Origin of the sequence: Sulfurimonas crateris (assembly GCF_005217605.1) — a bacterium.
GTDB classification, from domain to species: Bacteria; Campylobacterota; Campylobacteria; order Campylobacterales; family Sulfurimonadaceae; genus Sulfurimonas; species Sulfurimonas crateris.
Genome location: NZ_SZPX01000003.1, coordinates 218,124 through 236,598 on the forward strand (window position 1 = coordinate 218,124; position 18,475 = coordinate 236,598).

General features: G+C 39.0%; 15 protein-coding genes. 3 read left to right on the forward strand and 12 right to left on the reverse strand.

What is annotated here, in order from left to right:
• Positions 1–2: 2 nt before the first annotated feature.
• Positions 3–4,442: a glutamate synthase large subunit gene (gene gltB, locus FCU45_RS05140; RefSeq protein ID WP_137012966.1), complete on the reverse strand. Its 4,440-nt coding sequence runs from the start codon at positions 4,440–4,442 to the stop codon at positions 3–5.
• Positions 4,443–4,621: 179 nt separating this feature from the next.
• On the opposite strand from gltB, the gene recO reads away from it, so the two are divergent.
• Positions 4,622–5,242, forward strand: a complete 621-nt coding sequence (gene recO / locus FCU45_RS05145) for a recombination protein RecO (protein WP_137012968.1) — start codon at positions 4,622–4,624, stop codon at positions 5,240–5,242.
• Between the two features lie 6 nt (positions 5,243–5,248).
• On the opposite strand, the gene FCU45_RS05150 is transcribed toward recO, so the two are convergent.
• The 5 genes from FCU45_RS05150 to tpx all read right to left on the reverse strand — a co-directional run bounded on the left by FCU45_RS05150 (position 5,249) and on the right by tpx (position 9,936).
• A complete protein-coding gene (locus tag FCU45_RS05150) occupies positions 5,249–6,463 on the reverse strand; it encodes an ArsS family sensor histidine kinase (RefSeq protein WP_137012970.1) in 1,215 nt (404 codons plus the stop codon).
• 3 nt (positions 6,464–6,466) lie between these two features.
• Positions 6,467–7,135 (reverse strand): response regulator transcription factor, encoded by a 669-nt coding sequence (locus FCU45_RS05155; protein WP_137012972.1) that lies wholly within the window; start codon positions 7,133–7,135, stop codon positions 6,467–6,469.
• Positions 7,135–7,509 carry a hypothetical protein gene (locus FCU45_RS05160; protein ID WP_137012974.1) on the reverse strand — a complete coding sequence of 125 codons (375 nt, stop codon included), beginning with the start codon at positions 7,507–7,509 and terminating at the stop codon, positions 7,135–7,137. Before FCU45_RS05160 ends, FCU45_RS05155 begins: the two co-directional genes overlap by 1 nt.
• 67 nt (positions 7,510–7,576) lie before the next feature.
• Positions 7,577–9,325, reverse strand: a complete 1,749-nt coding sequence (gene dsbD, locus FCU45_RS05165; protein WP_137012976.1) for a protein-disulfide reductase DsbD — start codon at positions 9,323–9,325, stop codon at positions 7,577–7,579.
• A gap of 32 nt (positions 9,326–9,357) precedes the next feature.
• The gene (gene tpx, locus FCU45_RS05170; RefSeq protein WP_223175809.1) at positions 9,358–9,936 is read right to left on the reverse strand and encodes a thiol peroxidase; all 579 of its coding nucleotides are present in this window, start codon (positions 9,934–9,936) and stop codon (positions 9,358–9,360) included.
• 371 nt (positions 9,937–10,307) lie between these two features.
• On the opposite strand from tpx, the gene FCU45_RS05175 reads away from it, so the two are divergent.
• Positions 10,308–11,765: a methyl-accepting chemotaxis protein gene (locus tag FCU45_RS05175; protein ID WP_246032246.1), complete on the forward strand. Its 1,458-nt coding sequence runs from the start codon at positions 10,308–10,310 to the stop codon at positions 11,763–11,765.
• A 32-nt stretch (positions 11,766–11,797) separates the two neighbouring features.
• Here FCU45_RS05175 and FCU45_RS05180 read toward each other — a convergent pair whose 3' ends face one another.
• Genes FCU45_RS05180 through FCU45_RS05205 form a run of 6 tightly spaced genes read right to left on the reverse strand, consistent with a single transcriptional unit; the run spans position 11,798 to position 16,907 of the window.
• Positions 11,798–12,352, reverse strand: coding sequence for a class I SAM-dependent methyltransferase (locus tag FCU45_RS05180; RefSeq protein ID WP_137012980.1), 555 nt, complete (start codon positions 12,350–12,352; stop codon positions 11,798–11,800).
• Between the two features lie 12 nt (positions 12,353–12,364).
• On the reverse strand, positions 12,365–13,513 hold the full coding sequence (gene nspC, locus FCU45_RS05185; RefSeq protein ID WP_137012982.1) for a carboxynorspermidine decarboxylase: 1,149 nt from the start codon (positions 13,511–13,513) through the stop codon (positions 12,365–12,367).
• Between the two features lie 20 nt (positions 13,514–13,533).
• Entirely contained in the window at positions 13,534–14,385 is an 852-nt protein-coding gene (locus FCU45_RS05190) for an HDOD domain-containing protein (protein ID WP_137012984.1), read from the reverse strand.
• 3 nt (positions 14,386–14,388) lie between these two features.
• Positions 14,389–15,573: a saccharopine dehydrogenase family protein gene (locus tag FCU45_RS05195; RefSeq protein WP_137012986.1), complete on the reverse strand. Its 1,185-nt coding sequence runs from the start codon at positions 15,571–15,573 to the stop codon at positions 14,389–14,391.
• Complete coding sequence (locus tag FCU45_RS05200) at positions 15,570–16,181, reverse strand: 1-acyl-sn-glycerol-3-phosphate acyltransferase (protein WP_246032247.1); 612 nt, start codon at positions 16,179–16,181, stop codon at positions 15,570–15,572. Before FCU45_RS05200 ends, FCU45_RS05195 begins: the two co-directional genes overlap by 4 nt.
• Before the next feature lie 6 nt (positions 16,182–16,187).
• Positions 16,188–16,907, reverse strand: coding sequence for a DUF695 domain-containing protein (locus FCU45_RS05205; RefSeq protein ID WP_137012988.1), 720 nt, complete (start codon positions 16,905–16,907; stop codon positions 16,188–16,190).
• Positions 16,908–17,077: 170 nt separating this feature from the next.
• Between FCU45_RS05205 and FCU45_RS05210 the strand changes: the two genes are divergently transcribed.
• On the forward strand, positions 17,078–18,313 hold the full coding sequence (locus FCU45_RS05210; protein ID WP_137012990.1) for a porin: 1,236 nt from the start codon (positions 17,078–17,080) through the stop codon (positions 18,311–18,313).
• The last annotated feature ends 162 nt before the right edge of the window (positions 18,314–18,475 follow it).

Below are 18,475 nucleotides of genomic sequence, written 5' to 3' on the forward strand. Positions count from 1 at the left end.
GATTAATCTCCGATCTCTAAGTTAATAGGCAGTTTAGTTAGATTTTTAGGTTTTACGAGCCAGAAGTTTCTCACCTCTATTCTAAAGTTTTCAAGCAGCGCTTTTGCCTTTTTGCTCTCAGTCTCGACAACATAATCTTTAAGAAGTTTTTTGAGGTAGTGTCTAGCCTCATCGGTCTCGTCGGTATCGATTCTTACCAGCTCTACAAGCTCACGGTTTGCATTTTCAAAAAACTTGTGCTCTTCATCATATACGAAGCTTATTCCGCCTGTCATACCTGCACCGAAGTTTATTCCCGTGCGTCCAAGGATCACTACAACACCGCCTGTCATATACTCACATGCGTTATCTCCTGTTCCCTCGACAATTGCAAGTGCTCCGGAGTTACGAACCGCAAATCTCTCCCCTACACTTCCTGCAACATAGAGCTTTCCACCTGTTGCTCCATAAAGACATGTATTACCGCCTGCAGCAAATTTCTCACCGCTGTTTTTAGAGGTAACGATTATCTTTCCTCCATGCATCCCTTTTCCGATGTAGTCATTTGCAACACCACTTAGGTAGATTGATACTCCATGGATCAAAAATGCACCCAAAGCCTGTCCGCTAATACCGGTTAGGTTAATGCGGATCGTGTCAGAAGCAAGTCCTTTGTCACCGTAGTATTCAGCGATCTCTCCACTTATAAGCGCGCCGAAACTTCTGTTGACGTTCGTGATCTTTCTATTGATCTTAACAGGATATTCAGGATGTTTTATAGCGCTCATCGCCTCTTTAAGAACATCTTTTTCAAATGCGTTGTCATCAAACGGAGGATTTGTAAGCTGCTGAGAGCTGTTCACCCCCTCCTCTTGATGTAAAACAGCGCTGAAATCGAACTTTTGAGCAAAGCTGTCATCTGTGACTTTTAGAAGATCACTTCTGCCTATCATCTCCTGCATAGTTCTAAATCCAAGCTCTGCCATGATCGAACGAATATCTTCAGCCAAAAGAGTAAAATAGTTTATAAGCTGATCGACATGACCTTTAAAGAACTCTTGACGCAGTTTTTCATTTTGAGTCGCAATACCGACCGAACATTTGTTGACATGGCAGATGCGGAGCATTTTACAACCTACGATAGTTAAAACACCCGTTCCAAATCCATAGCTCTCTGCACCGAGAAGTGCAGCTTTTACAACATCAAGTCCTGATTTTAGACCGCCGTCTGTTTGAAGCTCTACCACTCTTCTAAGGTTGTTTGCTTTTAGTGCATTGTGTGCTTCGCTAAGTCCAAGTTCCCAAGGATTTCCTGCAAACTTGATCGAGGTAAGAGGTGCGGCACCTGTTCCGCCGTCTCCGCCTGAGATAATGATCTTATCCGCATACGCTTTTGCAACACCCGCAGCAATAGTTCCGACACCGATAGTCGATACCAGTTTCACGGCAACTCTTGCTTTTGGATTTACCTGCTTAACGTCAAAAATAAGCTGTGCCAGATCCTCGATAGAGTAGATATCGTGATGAGGAGGAGGCGAGATGAGTGTTACACCCGGAACGGTATGGCGAAGTTTTCCTATAAGCGCTGAAACCTTATGCCCAGGAAGCTGTCCACCCTCGCCCGGTTTTGCACCCTGAGCGACTTTTATCTGGATCTCTTCGGCACTTCTAAGGTATGCTGGTGTGACACCAAAACGTCCCGATGCCACCTGTTTTATCTTTGAGTTTCTCTCAGTTCCAAAGCGCTCAGGGTCTTCTCCACCCTCTCCACAGTTTGACTGTGCACCTATTCTGTTCATTGCGATCGCAATTGTCTCGTGTGCTTCGGGACTGATAGAGCCAAGACTCATAGCAGCTGAGGCAAATCTTTTAAAGATCTCCTCTTTAGGCTCTACTTCAGAAATATTGATCGGTTTTCTGTCTGATCTTATATCAAAGAAATCACGAATAAACTTCAGACCTCTTTTGTTTACAAGGTCTCTTAGTCTCTCATAATCTTTCTTGCTTCCGCTCTGTGCGGTAGCATGGATAGCATGAATAACTTCAGGTCCGAAATCATGGTGCTCTTGTCCGCTGTAGAATTTATAGTAGCCGCCGATATTTAGAGGAAATATTTTGTTAAAACCGTTGTTCTCGAAAGCCTGCTCATGATATTTTGTAAGTCTCTCATCTATATCACTGTAATCGAGTCCGTTTAGTGCAGAGTTTGATGCTCCAAAACACTCGCTCACCATCTCGCGGCTTAGTCCCATAACATCAAAAAGACCTGAGTTTCTATATGAAGCTATAGTAGATATACCCATTTTGGACATTATTTTAAGGATTCCTGCATTGAGTGAACCGTGAACCGCTTTAAGCGCCACGTTACAATCCACCGTAACAGCATTTGATCTTTTTGTATGCTCTATAACGGTCTCGGCTAATAGTTTAGGGTGGATCGCATTTGCACCGTAACCTATAAGAACCGCCGCGCTGTGAGAGTCGTAAACCTCGCAGCTTACAGCGACCATAGATGCCAAATGACGAACCTTTGCTTTTAACAATGCCGAGTTAAGACGTCCTATAGCCATTGCCATAGGGATTATTTTCTTCTCTTTACTAAATTCGCTATCATCAAGTATAATGATTCTGGTACCTTCATTTTTTACAGAGTTTACGACATTTTCAACCAAAGCATCAAGTGATTTTTTCAGATCGATCTCATAAGCGGTAGAGAATGTTTTGTTGCGGTAAAAATCTTGATAACTAGGAGACTTCTTATCACCGAAAGATTTTAAAATAGAGAGTTTCTCGCTTGTTATGATAGGAGAGATAGATTTTAGACGATGCGCATGAAACGGCACTTCATCAAGGATGTTGTGAACCTCTCCAAAGCCCGTATTTAAACTCATAACCACTTTTTCTCTGATAGGGTCGATCGGAGGGTTTGTGACCTGAGCAAACTTCTGCTTGAAAAAGTCGCTAAATGCTCTTTGCTTATTTGAGAATGCTGCGAGCGGAGTATCATCACCCATTGAGCCTACAGCCTCTTTACCCTCTAAGATCATAGGCTCTATAACCTGCTCTATAACCTCATGAGTAACGTTAAAGTATCTCTGTCTTGCTATAAGCTCCTCTTTTGTATATTCGGAGTCAGACATATATTGATCGACCACGTGTTCTTGCAGGTAGATCATATGCTCGTTTAGCCACTTCATATATGGGTTTGAGCTCTTTAGGTAGTCGTTTATGTCGCTGTTCTTTAATATTTTGCCGTTTTTAAGGTCAAGTCCAATCATCTCGCCCGACTGCAGACGGCCTCTCTCTTTTATATCCTTCTCAGGGATATCGACAACACCGTATTCACTTGCTATAAGCAGGGTGTCATCTTTTGTGATGATATATTTTGAAGGGCGAAGTCCATTTCTATCAAGTACACATCCTACATATCTTCCATCTGTCACGGAGAATGCTGCAGGTCCGTCCCACGCTTCAAAAACTGTTGAGTGATACTCATAAAATGCGCGAAGTTCAGGGTCCATATGAGGTGCGTTCTGCCAAGCAGCAGGAATGACGGCACGGACAGCTTTGAAAAAGTCCATACCGTTTACAAGCAAAAACTCAAAAAAGTTGTCTGCCGAAGCACTATCCGATGACTTTGGCTGTAAAATAGGAAGTATTCTCTGTATCTCTTCATCTGTAAAGACCTCGCTCCTGATCGATTCCGATTTTATCTCTACATTAAAACGGTTTCCCTCGACAGAGTTGATCTCTCCGTTGTGCGCAACCGCACGAAATGGCTGTGCAAGTCTCCACTGCGGAAGAGTGTTGGTTGAGAATCTTTGGTGAAACAGTGAAAAAGAGATCTTAAAGTTCTCATCTTGAAGGTCTACAAAGAACTCTTTGATATGCGTAGGCATAACCAGTCCCTTGTAAGAGATCACCTTTGAGCTCATAGAAGCTATGTAAAAGTCATTGTCATCTTCAAGTCTATGCTCGCTCTCTTTGCGTGATAGATACAAAAGCGCGTCAAATCTATTGGTTGCCATTATTGAGTTTGGAGTTATAAATAGTTGAACGATTTTAGGAAGAGTTAAAAGTGCTTGTTCTCCAAGAGCATCAGTATTTACCGGAACAAATCTGCGAAGCACTACTTTTAAGTCATTTGCCTCACAAATCTCCTCAATAACATCTAAATATTTAAGATCTTTTGTAAATACGCAGGCAACTGCAAACTGCTTTGGCAGCTCAATTCCCTCTTTTGAAGCCTCTTTGCGAAGAAACTCTTCAGGAAGTGAAAAAAGCAAGCCGCTGCCATCTCCTGTTTTTCCGTCTGCCGCTACGGCACCGCGGTGCATCATTCTCTCCAATGCAGTTACGGCATCATTTAAAACTTTATGTGAAGGTTTGTTTTTAATGTTTGCAACAAGCCCAAAACCACAGTTATCTTTAAATGATCTCAATAAATCATGATGTTCAACCATACTAACTCCTAAATTTTGCAATTTTATTGAATTTCTTTACAAATTTAATCTCTTTTTAAAGAAACTTGTCCTATTTAGAGATTGGACTTGCATTATACATTTTAAAGGTTTAAAAAAATATAATATCAATAGAATTTTTTTGAGAAAATTTAAAATATGCGTAGTAAAGAAGCAAAAAGATGCAAGGATTTATTCTAAATCTTAACAAAGTCAAAGATGAAGATTTAATAGTCACTATCATATCAAGAGAGAACTTAGATACTCTTTACAGGTTCTACGGAGCAAGGCATGGAGTGATAAATCTAGGCTTTAAAATAGACTATGAGAAAGAAGCATCATCTAAATCGACCATATATAGATTAAAAGATGTGATACACATAGGGTTTAAATGGATAAACGATTATAAACTACTGCGAGTATGGCAGGATTTTTGCGCCCTCTTTTACAAGCATCTAAAAGATGCCGAAGAGCTTGATGAGTTCTATTTTGAACTCTTAGACTCTGCTTCAAAAAATTGGGGAAGACAGAACCCAAAAAGGGTGGCAGTAGAGTCATATATAAAACTGCTCAGGTATGAAGGTAGGCTGCATAAAGAGTTTGAGTGTTTTTTATGCTCGGCTCCTATAGTTGAAGATGAGATATCACTTATCCGTGCATTTCTGCCGACCCACAAGGGATGCACCCATACATTTGGTATCAAAAAAGATGCGCTGCTGGAGCTATTTGAAAATGATTCAACGCTTTTTTTAAGCGATGAGGAGATAGAGAGGCTCTGGTATATCCTGCTTGAGGGATTATAAGACCTACTAAACTACTATCTCAAATACATTGAACTTTCCGTCATGATAATAGAGAAGCTCAAAACCGTGTTTATCCATAATTCTTCTAACTAGACTAAGCCCCAAACCATACCCTGACTGGTTTCTTGAGTTGTCGCCCTGAGTAAAAGCTTCACAATAGTACTCCAGAGGTTTGTCCAAAACATCACCAATGCTCTTTACGGATATGTTCGTATCTCTTACAACAACATACACCGGTTTTTGGGTTCCATATTTAAGCGCATTGTCGATTAAGTTCTTAAGAGCTATTGAGAGGTAGTTAAGGTCACCTTTTATCTTAAAGCTTGACTCTATAGTTATATCTACAAGATTTTCATCCTCTATAAAAAGTTTAGAGAGCGCCTCTCCAACTAGCGTATCGGAGCTAAAGTTCTCGATGTTTAGTTTGTTTTGATTTGCATTAAGTTTTTCAAGACATAAGAGCTCGTTTATCATCTCATCTATTTGAAAAAGTGCCTTGTTTAAGATTCTTTTGTACTTAGTATCTTCTATCATATCAAGCGCTATCTTTGATTTTGAAATAGGGGTCTTTAGCTCATGACCGATATCGCGCAGCAGTCTCTGTCTGGATGTTATAAGATCTTGAATATTTGATGCCATAGAGTTAAATGTCTTAGCAACCTCCCCTATCTCATCTTTACACCCTGTTTTAATTCTAAGGCAGTACTCACCCTCTCCAAATTTTCTAATGATCTTTGATATATCTTTTAGTGGATATACCATCTTTAAAATTATGAGACATAGCAGTATCAAAATAAATATATCAGCCACAATCATATAGTTTAAGAACTCTTTTTTCTCAAAATTGTTATCTTGGGAGAGATCGATCACCAGCATCTCATCATCTAAATATTTCATATATAGAAGATATTTATTCTCTTTATCTCTTAATATCTTTATAGTTGAGAAATCAGTATTGTATTCATGAAGTATATGTGACTTCTCAATATATCTTCCCTTATCTTCGACAATCTCGAACTTTAGCTCTTTTAGCCTCTCTTCTAGGCTCTTTTGGTCACTGTTTGACATATATTTAAATAGCTCGCCAGAGACATGTATATACTTGTCTCTAAGTAGCATCTCAATAGTATCTTTTGTCAGTTTGTTTATCTCAATAGAGACGAAAAACATCAAAGAGAAAGTGATGAGAAAAAATATAATAACTTTATAAAAGATTGACATCTGTTATCCTATAAATTTATAGCCTATGCCCCATATAGACTTTATGTACTGAGGATCTTTAGAATCATCGCCTAATTTTTGTCTTAGATTGCTTATATGCATATCTATCGTTCTGTCTTTTGAGCTGTACTCAATTCCGCATACTGCATTTGATATTGACTCTCTGGATAAAACCTTACCGATATTAAATAAAAAAAGATGCAAAATGTCATACTCTATCTTGGTAAGATCCAGTGTAAGCCCGTCTATCTTTATCTCATGCTTATCTTCATCTATCTCAAAGTTGTTTATAGTCTTGTTTTTACTTGTTCCTCTTCTTAAGATCGCGTTGATCCTAAGAACAAGCTCTCTAGGCTCGTAAGGTTTTGCCAAATAATCATCGGCACCCAAATCAAAGCCCAATATCTTATCGCTTATTTCACCTCTTGCCGATGAGATTATAATTGGAATAGCCGATATTTGCCTGATCTTTTTACATACATCAAAGCCATCCATTTGCGGCAGCATAAGATCAAGAACAACAAGGGAGTATTTATCGCTATGATTTTCCAGATGAGCAAGCGCCTCTTTTGGCTTAGTGAAAGCCTCTACATGCAGTTCATAGTTCTCTAAATAGTCGCGAATCAATGTCTGCATATCCAGATCATCTTCTATAAGTAAAATATTATGCATTACTTTACTTCCCAATCATCAATGTACTTTACAAAACTGATCCTCTGATCTATGCTCAAAAGAGAGTGCATTTTCGTAAGAAAGTTTTTCTCGATCTCTCTGGCCATGATATCTACACTCTTATCAAGAGTCTCTATATCATGAATACTGAGATAATCTTTTAAAAAAAGATCCTTTTTCTTTAGCTCTGTCTCATCTTTAAATTTTTTAAACTCTTTTAGCTGAGTTCTAAATTCAAACAGGATCTCTTTTGCTGCATTGCTTTGTTCTTCTGAGAGGTTTATATGAGAGAGTTCTTTATTTATATGCTGAACTTTGTGATCTGCCATCAGCACAGCAGATATAGAAAATAGTAAAAAAATAATGTACTTCAAATTAAATGCCCCCTTTAACATAAAGCGACTATTTTAATACTTTTATTATTTAATACACCTTGTTTGGCTATAAAACTTCTTTAACTTTTCTTATATGTTCAATAAAGAGTTCTTTCTCTTTATATCCTGATAATCGGTAGTTTTTTAACTCTCGCTTCTCTCTATCGAAAAAGATGATACCGGGGGGTCCAAAAAGAGAGAACTTTTTTAACATCTCTATATCAAAATCTGTATTCTCAGATATATCGACCTTTATTCTTTCAAACTCTTCAACTTCAAAAGCGACATCTTCCCTGCTAAGAACATCAGAATCAAGCTCTTTGCAGTTTTCACACCATTTTGCGCTAAAGTATACCATAACTGGCTTTGATGCTTGACGCAGCTCACTATCAAGCTCTCTTGCATTTATTGTTTTGAAAGTCACCTCAGATAGTGTAGAGACTGCCACCTTTGATGATACAAAAGGTTCAAGAGGAGCCTTAATGCTTTTTGCGCCGCCGATTGCCCCTACAATAAGAACCACTCCGTAGATAAGAGCGAGCATAGAGAGAAGTTTCTTGAGCTGCTGCATTCTGCTTATATCTACACTTTTGATATTTTCAAACGGGTTCATAAATATAGCCACGGCCACAAGAAGAACTCCCCATAACAGAAGTATAGTTTGAGCCTCTAGTATTCTTGAGAGAAGCCAGATAGAGAAGGCTATCATCGTAAAGCCGAAAAAGAGCTTTACGTCATCCATCCAGATGCCCGGTTTTGGCAGAAATTTACCCGCTCCCGCACCAAGCATAAGAAGAGGCACGCCCATTCCAAGGCTCATTAAAAAGAGCGACATTCCGCCTAGAAGCTCATTACCGCTCTGTCCTATGTAGATAAGAGCACCTGCAAGAGGAGGTGCGACACACGGACCTACGATCAGTGCAGAGAGCACTCCAAGAAAGACTACGCTGTAGTACGATTTATCTCTGCCCCAAAGCGCTTTATTGTTTAAAAAAGATTGTATTTTTTTGGGCATCTGAATAGTAAAAGTGCCAAACATCGCCAAACTCAGTATAAAGAAAAGAGAACTTACTGCTACTATGATCCAAGTCTGTTGGAAAAATGCCTGTATATTACTTCCAAGAGATGCAGCCAAAACACCTGCAAGTGCATAGACTACTGACATTGATACCACATAAGTAAGAGATATAAAAAATCCCTGTCTCGTGCTTATGCTCTCTTTTTTGGAGATAATAACTGCAGAGAGTATAGGTATAACCGGAAGCATACATGGAGTAAAAGCAAGAAGAAGGCCAAAACCGAAAAATGTAGCAAGTGTCAAAACTACACTACTGTTTTGAAGCATCTCCGCGATCGCATCCTGCTCACTTTGGATATCTTTTGACTCAGAAGATAAAGCAGAGCTCTCTTTGAGAGGTTTTTCTTTAAAAAGCCTATACTCTTTTTCAAATCTATTTAATTCCGAGCATCCATCATCCAAGGAGCAGAGCTGATAGTTGAGTATGATCTTAAACTCACTATCGCCCTCTCCTTCAAGATTTGCCTTTATATTTACGCTGCCAAAAAAAACATCTTGCTCTTTATGTTTTGTCGCATCAGGATAAAATATGCTGCTGATAGCTACACCATCTCCTTCAACACTAAAATCGAGAGTATCATCAAGAATATAGCTCTCATCTTCGAGAGATATACTCAGATCAAAACTGTTTTTGTTTTGAGTAACACTTATAGATGCCGAATCACTACTGCTGCTAAAAGCAATAATCGGTAAAAATATTGCGATTAAAACAAAGTGTAAAATGTAGCTCTTAAAAATTCACTATCCTTGTAACACTATGATACTTAATACTAATTATGTGAGCTTGCAGTTTTGATAGCCTGCATGATCTTTTTGAAATCAGGCTCATCACCGACATTTGGAACTATCTCTTGATATACTACTCTTCCATTCTTTCCTATAACGAATACTGCTCTGATCAGCAGACCCTTAAGCTCGCCGTCAGTCACTATCACGCCATAATTTTCGCCAACTTCTCTATAGGCAAAATCAGAAGCTATGGAGATGTTTTTAATCCCATGTCCTTTACAAAAACGATCATCTGCATATGGAAGATCCATTGAAACGACAGTCATGTCAACACCATCAAACTGCTTTATCTCATCGTCAAATCTTTTTGACTGAGCAGAACAGATAGGAGTATCAATTGATGGAACAGTAGCGATCACCTGAACTCTCTCGCTCTTTCCTCCGATCGTTTTTATTGAAAAATCAGGCTCTGTAACACGAGCAACAGGCGCTTTTGCACCAACTATAGGAAAGTTCCCTTTAACATTAACGACCTCCCCGTTATAATTGATCGCAGCTTCTGCAGCAATCAAAGGTAGTGTTGAGAACACCATAATAAATAACAAAACTATTTTTTTCATCTGTATACGCCCCTTGGTATAAAAAGTATCGGATTATAACAAATTATAAACTGCTACGCAATTAAAATATAATATTTTTTTATGTTTTTAAAATTTTTCGAACGATTGCTATAACATATAGTTAAAAATATAACGAGCCTTAGTCAGTTTAACAGATCATCTTAAGGGTGGCTTAAAGCTTTATCGAAAGTTTCTTTTGCTAAGATTGTGATAATTTTATAATAGATGGAGTACAAATGTTACCGTCAGTTAGATCTCGAATAATTTTTACAATTTTATTTTTTGCCGCCCTTGCAATCGGTTCTTTATATACTTATATCTCCTATACTTTCAACAACTTTTCCAATAAAACTGCAAAACAGTCCCTTACTATGCTAAGTCAATCAATCTTTCAAACAGTAACACAAGGTATGCTGGCAGGTGATCCACAAGTTGTTCAAGAGACACTTGAAAGGGCAAGAAAAATTCAGGGTATTGAGTCACTGGATGTTTCAAAATCAGAACTGGTTTTAGAGATCTATAAAAAAGATGGCGAAACCTTTACGGCAACCCCGATGGTTAGAGATGTTTTTGCAAGTAAAGAGCCTAAAACAATTGAAAAAACACAAAATAATCACCACACAATACAACTTCTAAATCCAATGATAGCAGACAAAAGTTGTATATCATGCCACTATAATGCAAAAGATGGAGATATTCTCGGCGTCATGAATCTTGTTGTCTCTTTGGATTCAAATGATAAAGAGATCAATGACACAAAAATAGTCTTGCTTATTACGCTTGCTGTTGCTTTTATCGCTTTTGTCATTATTATGAGCATTTTCTTCTCAAAAGAGGTTATAGCTCCGTTAGATGAACTTCGTTCAAGAATAAGAGCCCTTGTTGATGGCGACAAAGATTTAACAAAACGAATTGAGGTTGTACGTGAAAACGAGTTTGCACAATCTGCATATGCGGTCAATGACTTTGTAAGTTCAATACAAGACACAATAAATGACGTAAAATCTCTTGGAAGTAAAAATGTCTCAATCGCAAACACTATCACTAATGCATCATCATTCATAAACAAAAGTATAGAAGAGGAGAGTGTCATAGTCTCTCATACTACGGAAAAAAGCAGATCTATAAAAGAGATTCTTGACCTCTCTATTGAGATGGCAAAAGAGACACAGCAGAGAGTCTCACAGGCAAACGCAAATCTTGAATCCTCAAAAGAGGCATTAGGTGAATTGGTAAGTGAGGTTGAAGTATTTATTGAAGTAGAGCATGAACTCTCAGACCAGTTGATACACTTAAAACAAGATGCGGATCAGGTAAAGAGCGTCCTTGTTGTTATTAAAGATATAGCAGAACAGACGAACCTTCTAGCCCTAAATGCTGCCATCGAAGCGGCGCGAGCAGGTGAACATGGACGCGGTTTTGCCGTCGTAGCAGATGAAGTGAGAAAACTCGCAGAACGTACACAAAAATCACTTACTGAGATAGAGATAAGTGTTAGTACTATTGTTCAATCCATAAACGACGTAAGCGACAAGATGAACGAAAATGCACAAGGGATGCAGAGACTAACATCCATTTCACAAGATGTTGAGCAAAAGGTCAATGAGACATCCCTAGAGATGCAGCACTCCATTGAAGTTGCCGTTAAATCAGTAGAAGATTCAAAAATAATGGTAAAACATACGGATGAGATAATTAATCAAATTGCAGAGATAAACGCTCACTCATCTTCAAACAAAGAAAAAGTAATAAGCATCGAAAATGATTCCAAGAATCTGCTTGAAGTGGCTCACTTACTGGATTCTCGTATTAACGAATTTAAAAGCTAAGAAAATGTTCTTGCAATTTTGCAAGAACTATATTAAGCTTTTTTAGCCACCAAAGAAGCGACTTTTATTCTCTCGCCTCTTAAATTTGTATCTATTTTCTCTTCATAGTAGATGACATCAAGCCCTATAAAAGAGTGTAGAAGTTCATTTTTGCGCAGCAAGTAGTCAAGGTTTGTCGTTGGCATCTTAAAATCTCCGTGAGCGACTATAAAAGTCTCAAAAACCAAAACTCCGCCACTCTTGAGCGCCTCTTTCATCTGAGAGACCAGACGACGATTTAAGTAGTTTACATTCACGATCAGATCATATTTATTAGGAGTTAGATTATACTTATCCAAGTCCGTATCGATCTTTTTGATCGTAGAGCTATTTTTTACACGCTCTAAAGCATAGTCTGAAATATCTACGGCATCAACCATAAAACCCAAGTCAGCCAAATAGTGTGTATTTCTGCCCGTACCGCATGCCACGTCTATCGCCTGACCTACATTTGCATGTGAAATATACTTATCCAATAGTGCAGAGACCTCCTGCGGCATAGGATTGTCCAAATATCTCTCGTTCCATCTCTGTTTATCTTCTTTCATAACATATCCCCCTTAAGATAATCTATTTTTGTAATCTTGATATCCAAACTCTTTAATTAACTCCAGAGTGTTATCTTCTCTTAGTATAGCCAATGAAGGTAACTTGATACCGTTGAAGGTAGTGTTTTTAACAAAAGTGTAGTGGATCTGATCTTCAAATATCACTCTATCACCCACCTGCAGCGGTTCATCAAAGGAGTAATCACCCATAATGTCTCCCGCTAAGCAGGTATTTCCGCCAAAGCGGTAGGTGTAAGGTTTCTCTCCTGCTTCACCGCTTCCTCTAACCATTGCACGATACGGCATCGCAAGCGTGTCGGGCATATGAGCTTCTGCCGAAGTGTCCAATATGGCTATATCCATGCCGTTGTGTACAATATCTAGCACTGTGCTCACAAGTACTCCCGTCTGCCATCCGACTGCTTCTCCAGGCTCCAGATAGACATCTACATCATACTTTGCTCTAAACTCTTTTATGATGCGAATCAGCTTATCGACATCATATCCCTCTTTTGTTATATGGTGACCTCCGCCAAAATTGATATATTTCAGCCCTTTAAAGTACTTTGAGAACTTCGCTTCAAAAGCCTGCAGTACATCCTCTAGAGCATCGACATTCTGCTCACACAGAGCGTGAAAATTGAGTCCGTCAATATACTCTAAGACTCTCTCATCAAAATTCTCAAGTGTAGTGCCCAGACGGCTGTAGAGCCCGCATGGGTTGTAGATATCTTTTGGAGAGGAAGATTGCTCCGGATTTATTCTCAAGGAGAGGCTTATCTCTGAGTCTATCTCTTTGACTCTGTCGTAATATTTAAAAAGCTGGTTAGGTGAGTTAAAGACAATATGGTCGGATATGCGTGCAATATCTTCGATATCCTCATCTTTGTATGCAGGCGAATATGTATGCACTTCAAGATTCTCATCATCTTTTGCAAACTCATCTCTAGCCAATAATGCTTCATGCAATCCGCTTGCAGTACACCCTTTTAGATACTCTTTTACCAAAGGAAACGTACTCCACATAGCAAAGCCTTTAAGCGCTAGAATAACCTTTGCTCCGCTCTCTATTTGAACACGGTTTAAAATCTCAAGATTTGCACGAAGTAAAGACTCGTCGCACATGTAATAGGGTGTAGATAACAAGTTAGAGTTTTGCATAATGTTCTCCATGCTTTTTGCTATTTTTTTCTCATTCTATTTATTAGAATTTGGTTGTATTTCTCTTTTACTCTCAGAGCTATATGTTCGAAATCATCGGCATCAAGCCCCATCTCTTCAACTATTTCACAAGCCTCTTTTATTGACTCTTGTGTTAAAACGTTCCTCGGATTTACGGCAGTTCTTATAACATCTAGCGAGTCTATGTATGATTTGACTTTCGGGCTTACGTTTGTCTCAAAATCCAATCCCTTCAGTATCTCTACATATAGAGGCTCAAGCATCCAGTGCTCAAAAAGAAGCGCGCTTAGGTAGTAGGTCGTAGTTCCAAGCAGGCTATACTCATACTCAATGACATTTTTTGAATTTCTATAACCTATTTCAAACTTCTTTGCATAGTGGCTCTTTAGAACCTCATTTGCCAGCACTAGCTTTCCAGTCTCCATTATAAGTGCCAAAGGTGACATAAACTGAGCATGTCTAAGATCTACTCTGGAGTACCACTGCATCATTAAAGTGCTTTGGAGCTGGCATATATCGTTAAATCTCTTGTTATCTACGCCGTAGATCTCGGTATCTGTTTTAAGCTCTTTATCGACTGCGTACTTTAAGACCAGACCGTAGATCTCATCAGTTCCAAAAAGCGTTACTGCCTGAGCAATTGAGGCTATTTTTCTTGAAAAGCCGTATATAGGGGCATTTATCATCTTTAGAATATTTGCAGCGAGTGCCGCATCATCCTCTATAACCTTTACAAGTCTTATAATATCGATATTTTGAGAGCCGCAGCTATATATCTGCTGTATTATAAACGGTGTGTTTGATAGTGGCGGCAGAGACTCTACATCTGAAATTATATGTTTAAAGGTCATTATTTACGCTTCTAGCTCTTTTATCTGCCAAGGCAGACCTTGCGTATTCATCTCTTGCATAAACGGATCAGGGTCCATCTGCTCCATATTAAATACTCCTACTCCGCTCCAGATACCCTTTAGCATAAGTTTTGCGCCTATCATCGCAGGAACGCCGGTAGTGTATGAAACACCTTGAGAGTTTGTCTCTTTGTAGCACTCTTCATGATCTTTTACCTGATAGATATATATCTTTCTCTTCTTGCCGTCTTTAATTCCCTCTGCGACAATACCGATGTTTGTCTTTCCTTTTGTACGAGGTCCCAAAGATGCAGGGTCTGGAAGAAGTGTCTTTAAGAACTCTATAGGGACTATCTTCATCCCCTTGTGCTCAACCGGCTCAATTCCAAGCATCCCGACATTTTCCAAGCACTTCATATGTGTAAGATAGCTCTGCCCGAAGGTCATAAAAAATCTTATACGCTTAAGCCCTTTGATGTGTTTTACAAGTGACTCCATCTCTTCGTGGTAAAGCAGATAGCTATCTTTTGGACCTACTTCTGGATAATCCCAAACCTGCATTATCTCCATCGGCTCAGTCTCTATCCACTTACCGTTTTCCCAATAACGCCCTTTTGAAGAGACTTCTCTTAAGTTGATCTCAGGGTTGAAGTTTGTTGCAAACGGGTATCCGTGATCGCCTGCGTTACAATCCAAAATATCTATGGTGTGTATCTCGTCAAAATAGTGTTTTTGAGCGTATGCACAAAAAACGTTTGTCGCCCCTGGGTCAAAACCGCTACCCAAAAGCCCCATAATGCCTGCTTCTTTAAACTTATCATCTCTTGCCCACTGAAGCTTGTACTCAAACTTAGCCTCATCCGGATGCTCATAGTTCGCAGTATCAAGATATGGTGTCTTTGTAGCTATACAGGCATCCATTATTGTCAAATCTTGATATGGAAGTGCGACGTTTATAAGAATGTCGGGCTTGCACTCGTTTATAAGCTTTATAACTTCATCCGTGCTGTCTGCATCCACAGAAGCCACTTCAATATTTGCATTTGGAAGTTCATCTTTTATATCCTGACATCTTTGCACTGTTCTGCTTGCCAATACAATTTTCCCAAAAACATCTGCATTTTGTACACACTTATGTACAACTACACGGCTAACTCCGCCTGCACCAATTATTAATGTTGTTCTCAAATCTTCATCCTTTTCAATTTTATAACTCTATCTCTTAATTCGTCTGCCTTTATCTCATGCGAGATCGGCTTTCCGAAATAGAGAGTGATCTCCCTCTTTTTCAAAAAGCATCTTTTTGAATCGCCTTTATGCCTTGCAAAGAGACTTCCAAAAACTCCGTCTATATGAAACGGAACGATAACTGCACTGTTTCTCTCTATGTATTCATAGCCTCTATAAAACTTTGCGATCTCGGAGCTTCTGGATATTTCGCCCTCGGGAAATATTGCTATTATTCTACCATTTTTTAATCTCTTTGAGGTTTCAATAAATGAATCTTTTGAAGCTTTTTTTGAAACGGGAATAAGCTCCGCCATCTTAAAAGCCCAGTTAAACAGCTTCCAATTGTAAATATCTTTATCTATTATGTAATTTATTCTTTTCTTAATGGGCAGTTGAAGTATGAACCAGTCTATCCAGCTAACATGGTTGCCCAAAAGCATAACCGCCCTGTTTTTTGGAATATTTTCTAACCCTACATAGTTAAATCTGTATCTTATTTTAAAAATAAGCTCAAAGAGCTTCCAGACAGCCATAATAAAGTAGCTTTTAAAGAGTTCTTTTTTCACGAGTGACTAATCGTCCTTTTGCGCCAGTGTCGTGCTCCAGCCCTCATAATAGCCATGTTCTGTTTTAATAAGCCCATAGAGCTCCTCTACAACTTTTCTAACCTCTTCTTCAGTAACCGGATGCACTTTGAGAAGTGCCACTCCATGTTCAAACTCTTCGCTGCTTACGTCATCTTTAAACTCAAACCCGTGTTCTAGCGCGTTTTTTACAAATCTCTCTTTTTGGGTAGCCGTATCAAATGATACATAGTGTTCTACATCTCTTGATATAGAGAGCTCATCACCCTCTTCTTGAAGCAGAAACATTATCTTTTGGCTCTGAATATTGTGAAACTCCAACTCTGTTGGAAAAAGATTTTTAGCGTAAAAATCCCACTTTGCATCTTTTACCACATTGCTTTCATATTTGTAACCGCTATCTTTTAACATTGCGGCACAAAGCGCTTCTAGATTTTTTGAATCTCTTGCATAAAAGTAGAACTCATGCCAACCCTCATAAACTCTCTCTCCTACATATTTTGCCATCTTTTGATGTTCTAAAGAGATGATTATAGACTCTTTAAGTTCTAAAAACTGCTCAAAATCCAAACTATTCTCTTCTATATTGTTTGGTTTTACAAACAGACTATATAACCAAGGATAACTCTCTTCATAATCCTCTACATCAACCTCTACTTCTATATTAACCGTTGCAGAATCTTCCACTCTGCTAAATATCTCTCTCATCTGCCATCTTCAACTGAATTTTTTATTATTATAACAAACATAGCTGAAAATAATTCTCCAAGTATTTCAATAATGATTATCATTTTAATGTTCATTTAAGAATTTTTAATCTACAATTCTGCATATTGATAAACGATAATGCTTATCAAATTCAACTAATAGGAAAGAAGATGAGAGAGTTTAAAAAGAGATTAGGATTAAGTGTAGCTGCGGCGATTATGCTCGCAAGTAGCTTACAGGCGGATACTGCTTCAGATATTGCAGAGCTTAAAAAAGAGATAGCAGCGCTTAAGGAGCAGACCAAAACCTTGGCAGATGAGACAAGCAACCTGCAGATGGGCTTTAACTACACGACTGTCGATAGTGAAAAGTCGCATAGCGGACTAGCTGCTGCGGCATCGAAGGTCTACTACTCAAAATCGCCTTTAAGCATCGGCGGTTACGGCGAGATGTACTACTCGCACACAAACAAAGAGAGCGGCTCAAACAGCTCTAAAGTTGACGTATACAGATTTGTTCCATATATAGGCTATAAGTTTAGTGACAACATCCTACTAAACGTAGAGCTTGAGTTTGAGCACGGCGGAGTGGCAAATGACGGAGGCGCTGCAGAGGGCGGAGAGGTTATAGTCGAGTTTATCTATCTTGACTTTTTGATAAATGAAAATGCAAACATCAGAGTCGGTAATATGTTGATGCCTTTGGGGCTGATTAATGAGAGACATGAACCGACACTTTTTACTACAGTTCAGCGACCAAACACCGCAAAACAGATTATTCCGACGACTTGGCATGAGAGCGGCGTAATGGTTTACGGAGACGTATTTGAAGGGTTGGAGTATAAAGTCATGGGAGTAACTGCCCTAAATCCGACAATAGACAGCGATACAAGCTGGTTAAGAAGTGCGCGCGGCGGCTCGTTTACCAACAATGATCCGAAACTCGGTTTTGTAGCAAGGCTTGATTATACAGATATAAATGGGCTGCTGGTTGGGGCTTCGGCTTATATGGACTCAAAGATAAATATGTTCGATATTCACGCGGACTATAAAGTAAACGGCTTTAGAGCATATGGCACGTACGCAGAGGCAAAACGCTCAGACGCATTTGAGTTGGCAGGTGCACTATCTCAGGTAAAAGCAAAAGGCGGCTACTTAAATCTTAGCTACGACCTTTTAAACTTTAGTTCATCTAGCGATAAACTGCCGCTATTCGTTCAATATGAGAGCGTCAATCCTGCTGATAAACTGACCGATGGAAGCTCGCTTGATTCTACCGATACGACGACATTCGGTATAAACTACTTCCCTCACGAGCAGGTAGTTTTAAAAGCTGACTATGCCATGCAGAAGCAAGACGGAGTTGATTCTGACACATTCAGCCTCTCAATGGGATTCATCTTTTAACTTATGTTACGCGCTGAAACGAACTTGTCCGTTTCAGTGGCAGCTGCTTATGTCCCTACAACCCCCTAAAGCTACGAAAAACAAGTTTTTCGAGAATTTCAAGATGCTTAACGCTCTTATTGACAAAGTTCATTGACAAAAAAAATTTTATTTTATACAATC

Bases quoted from the DNA above. Each gene is read 5' to 3' on its own strand.
- FCU45_RS05205 (WP_137012988.1), bottom strand. From the start codon at position 16,907: ATGAGAGAGATATTTAGCAGAGTGGAAGATTCTGCAACGGTTAATATA.
- FCU45_RS05210 (WP_137012990.1), top strand. From the start codon at position 17,078: ATGAGAGAGTTTAAAAAGAGATTAGGATTAAGTGTAGCTGCGGCGATT.
- FCU45_RS05155 (WP_137012972.1), bottom strand. From the start codon at position 7,135: ATGCATAATATTTTACTTATAGAAGATGATCTGGATATGCAGACATTG.
- FCU45_RS05150 (WP_137012970.1), bottom strand. From the start codon at position 6,463: ATGTCAATCTTTTATAAAGTTATTATATTTTTTCTCATCACTTTCTCT.
- FCU45_RS05180 (WP_137012980.1), bottom strand. From the start codon at position 12,352: ATGAAAGAAGATAAACAGAGATGGAACGAGAGATATTTGGACAATCCT.
- nspC (WP_137012982.1), bottom strand. From the start codon at position 13,513: ATGCAAAACTCTAACTTGTTATCTACACCCTATTACATGTGCGACGAG.
- tpx (WP_223175809.1), bottom strand. From the start codon at position 9,936: ATGAAAAAAATAGTTTTGTTATTTATTATGGTGTTCTCAACACTACCT.
- FCU45_RS05190 (WP_137012984.1), bottom strand. From the start codon at position 14,385: ATGACCTTTAAACATATAATTTCAGATGTAGAGTCTCTGCCGCCACTA.
- recO (WP_137012968.1), top strand. From the start codon at position 4,622: ATGCAAGGATTTATTCTAAATCTTAACAAAGTCAAAGATGAAGATTTA.
- gltB (WP_137012966.1), bottom strand. From the start codon at position 4,442: ATGGTTGAACATCATGATTTATTGAGATCATTTAAAGATAACTGTGGT.
- FCU45_RS05175 (WP_246032246.1), top strand. From the start codon at position 10,308: ATGCTAAGTCAATCAATCTTTCAAACAGTAACACAAGGTATGCTGGCA.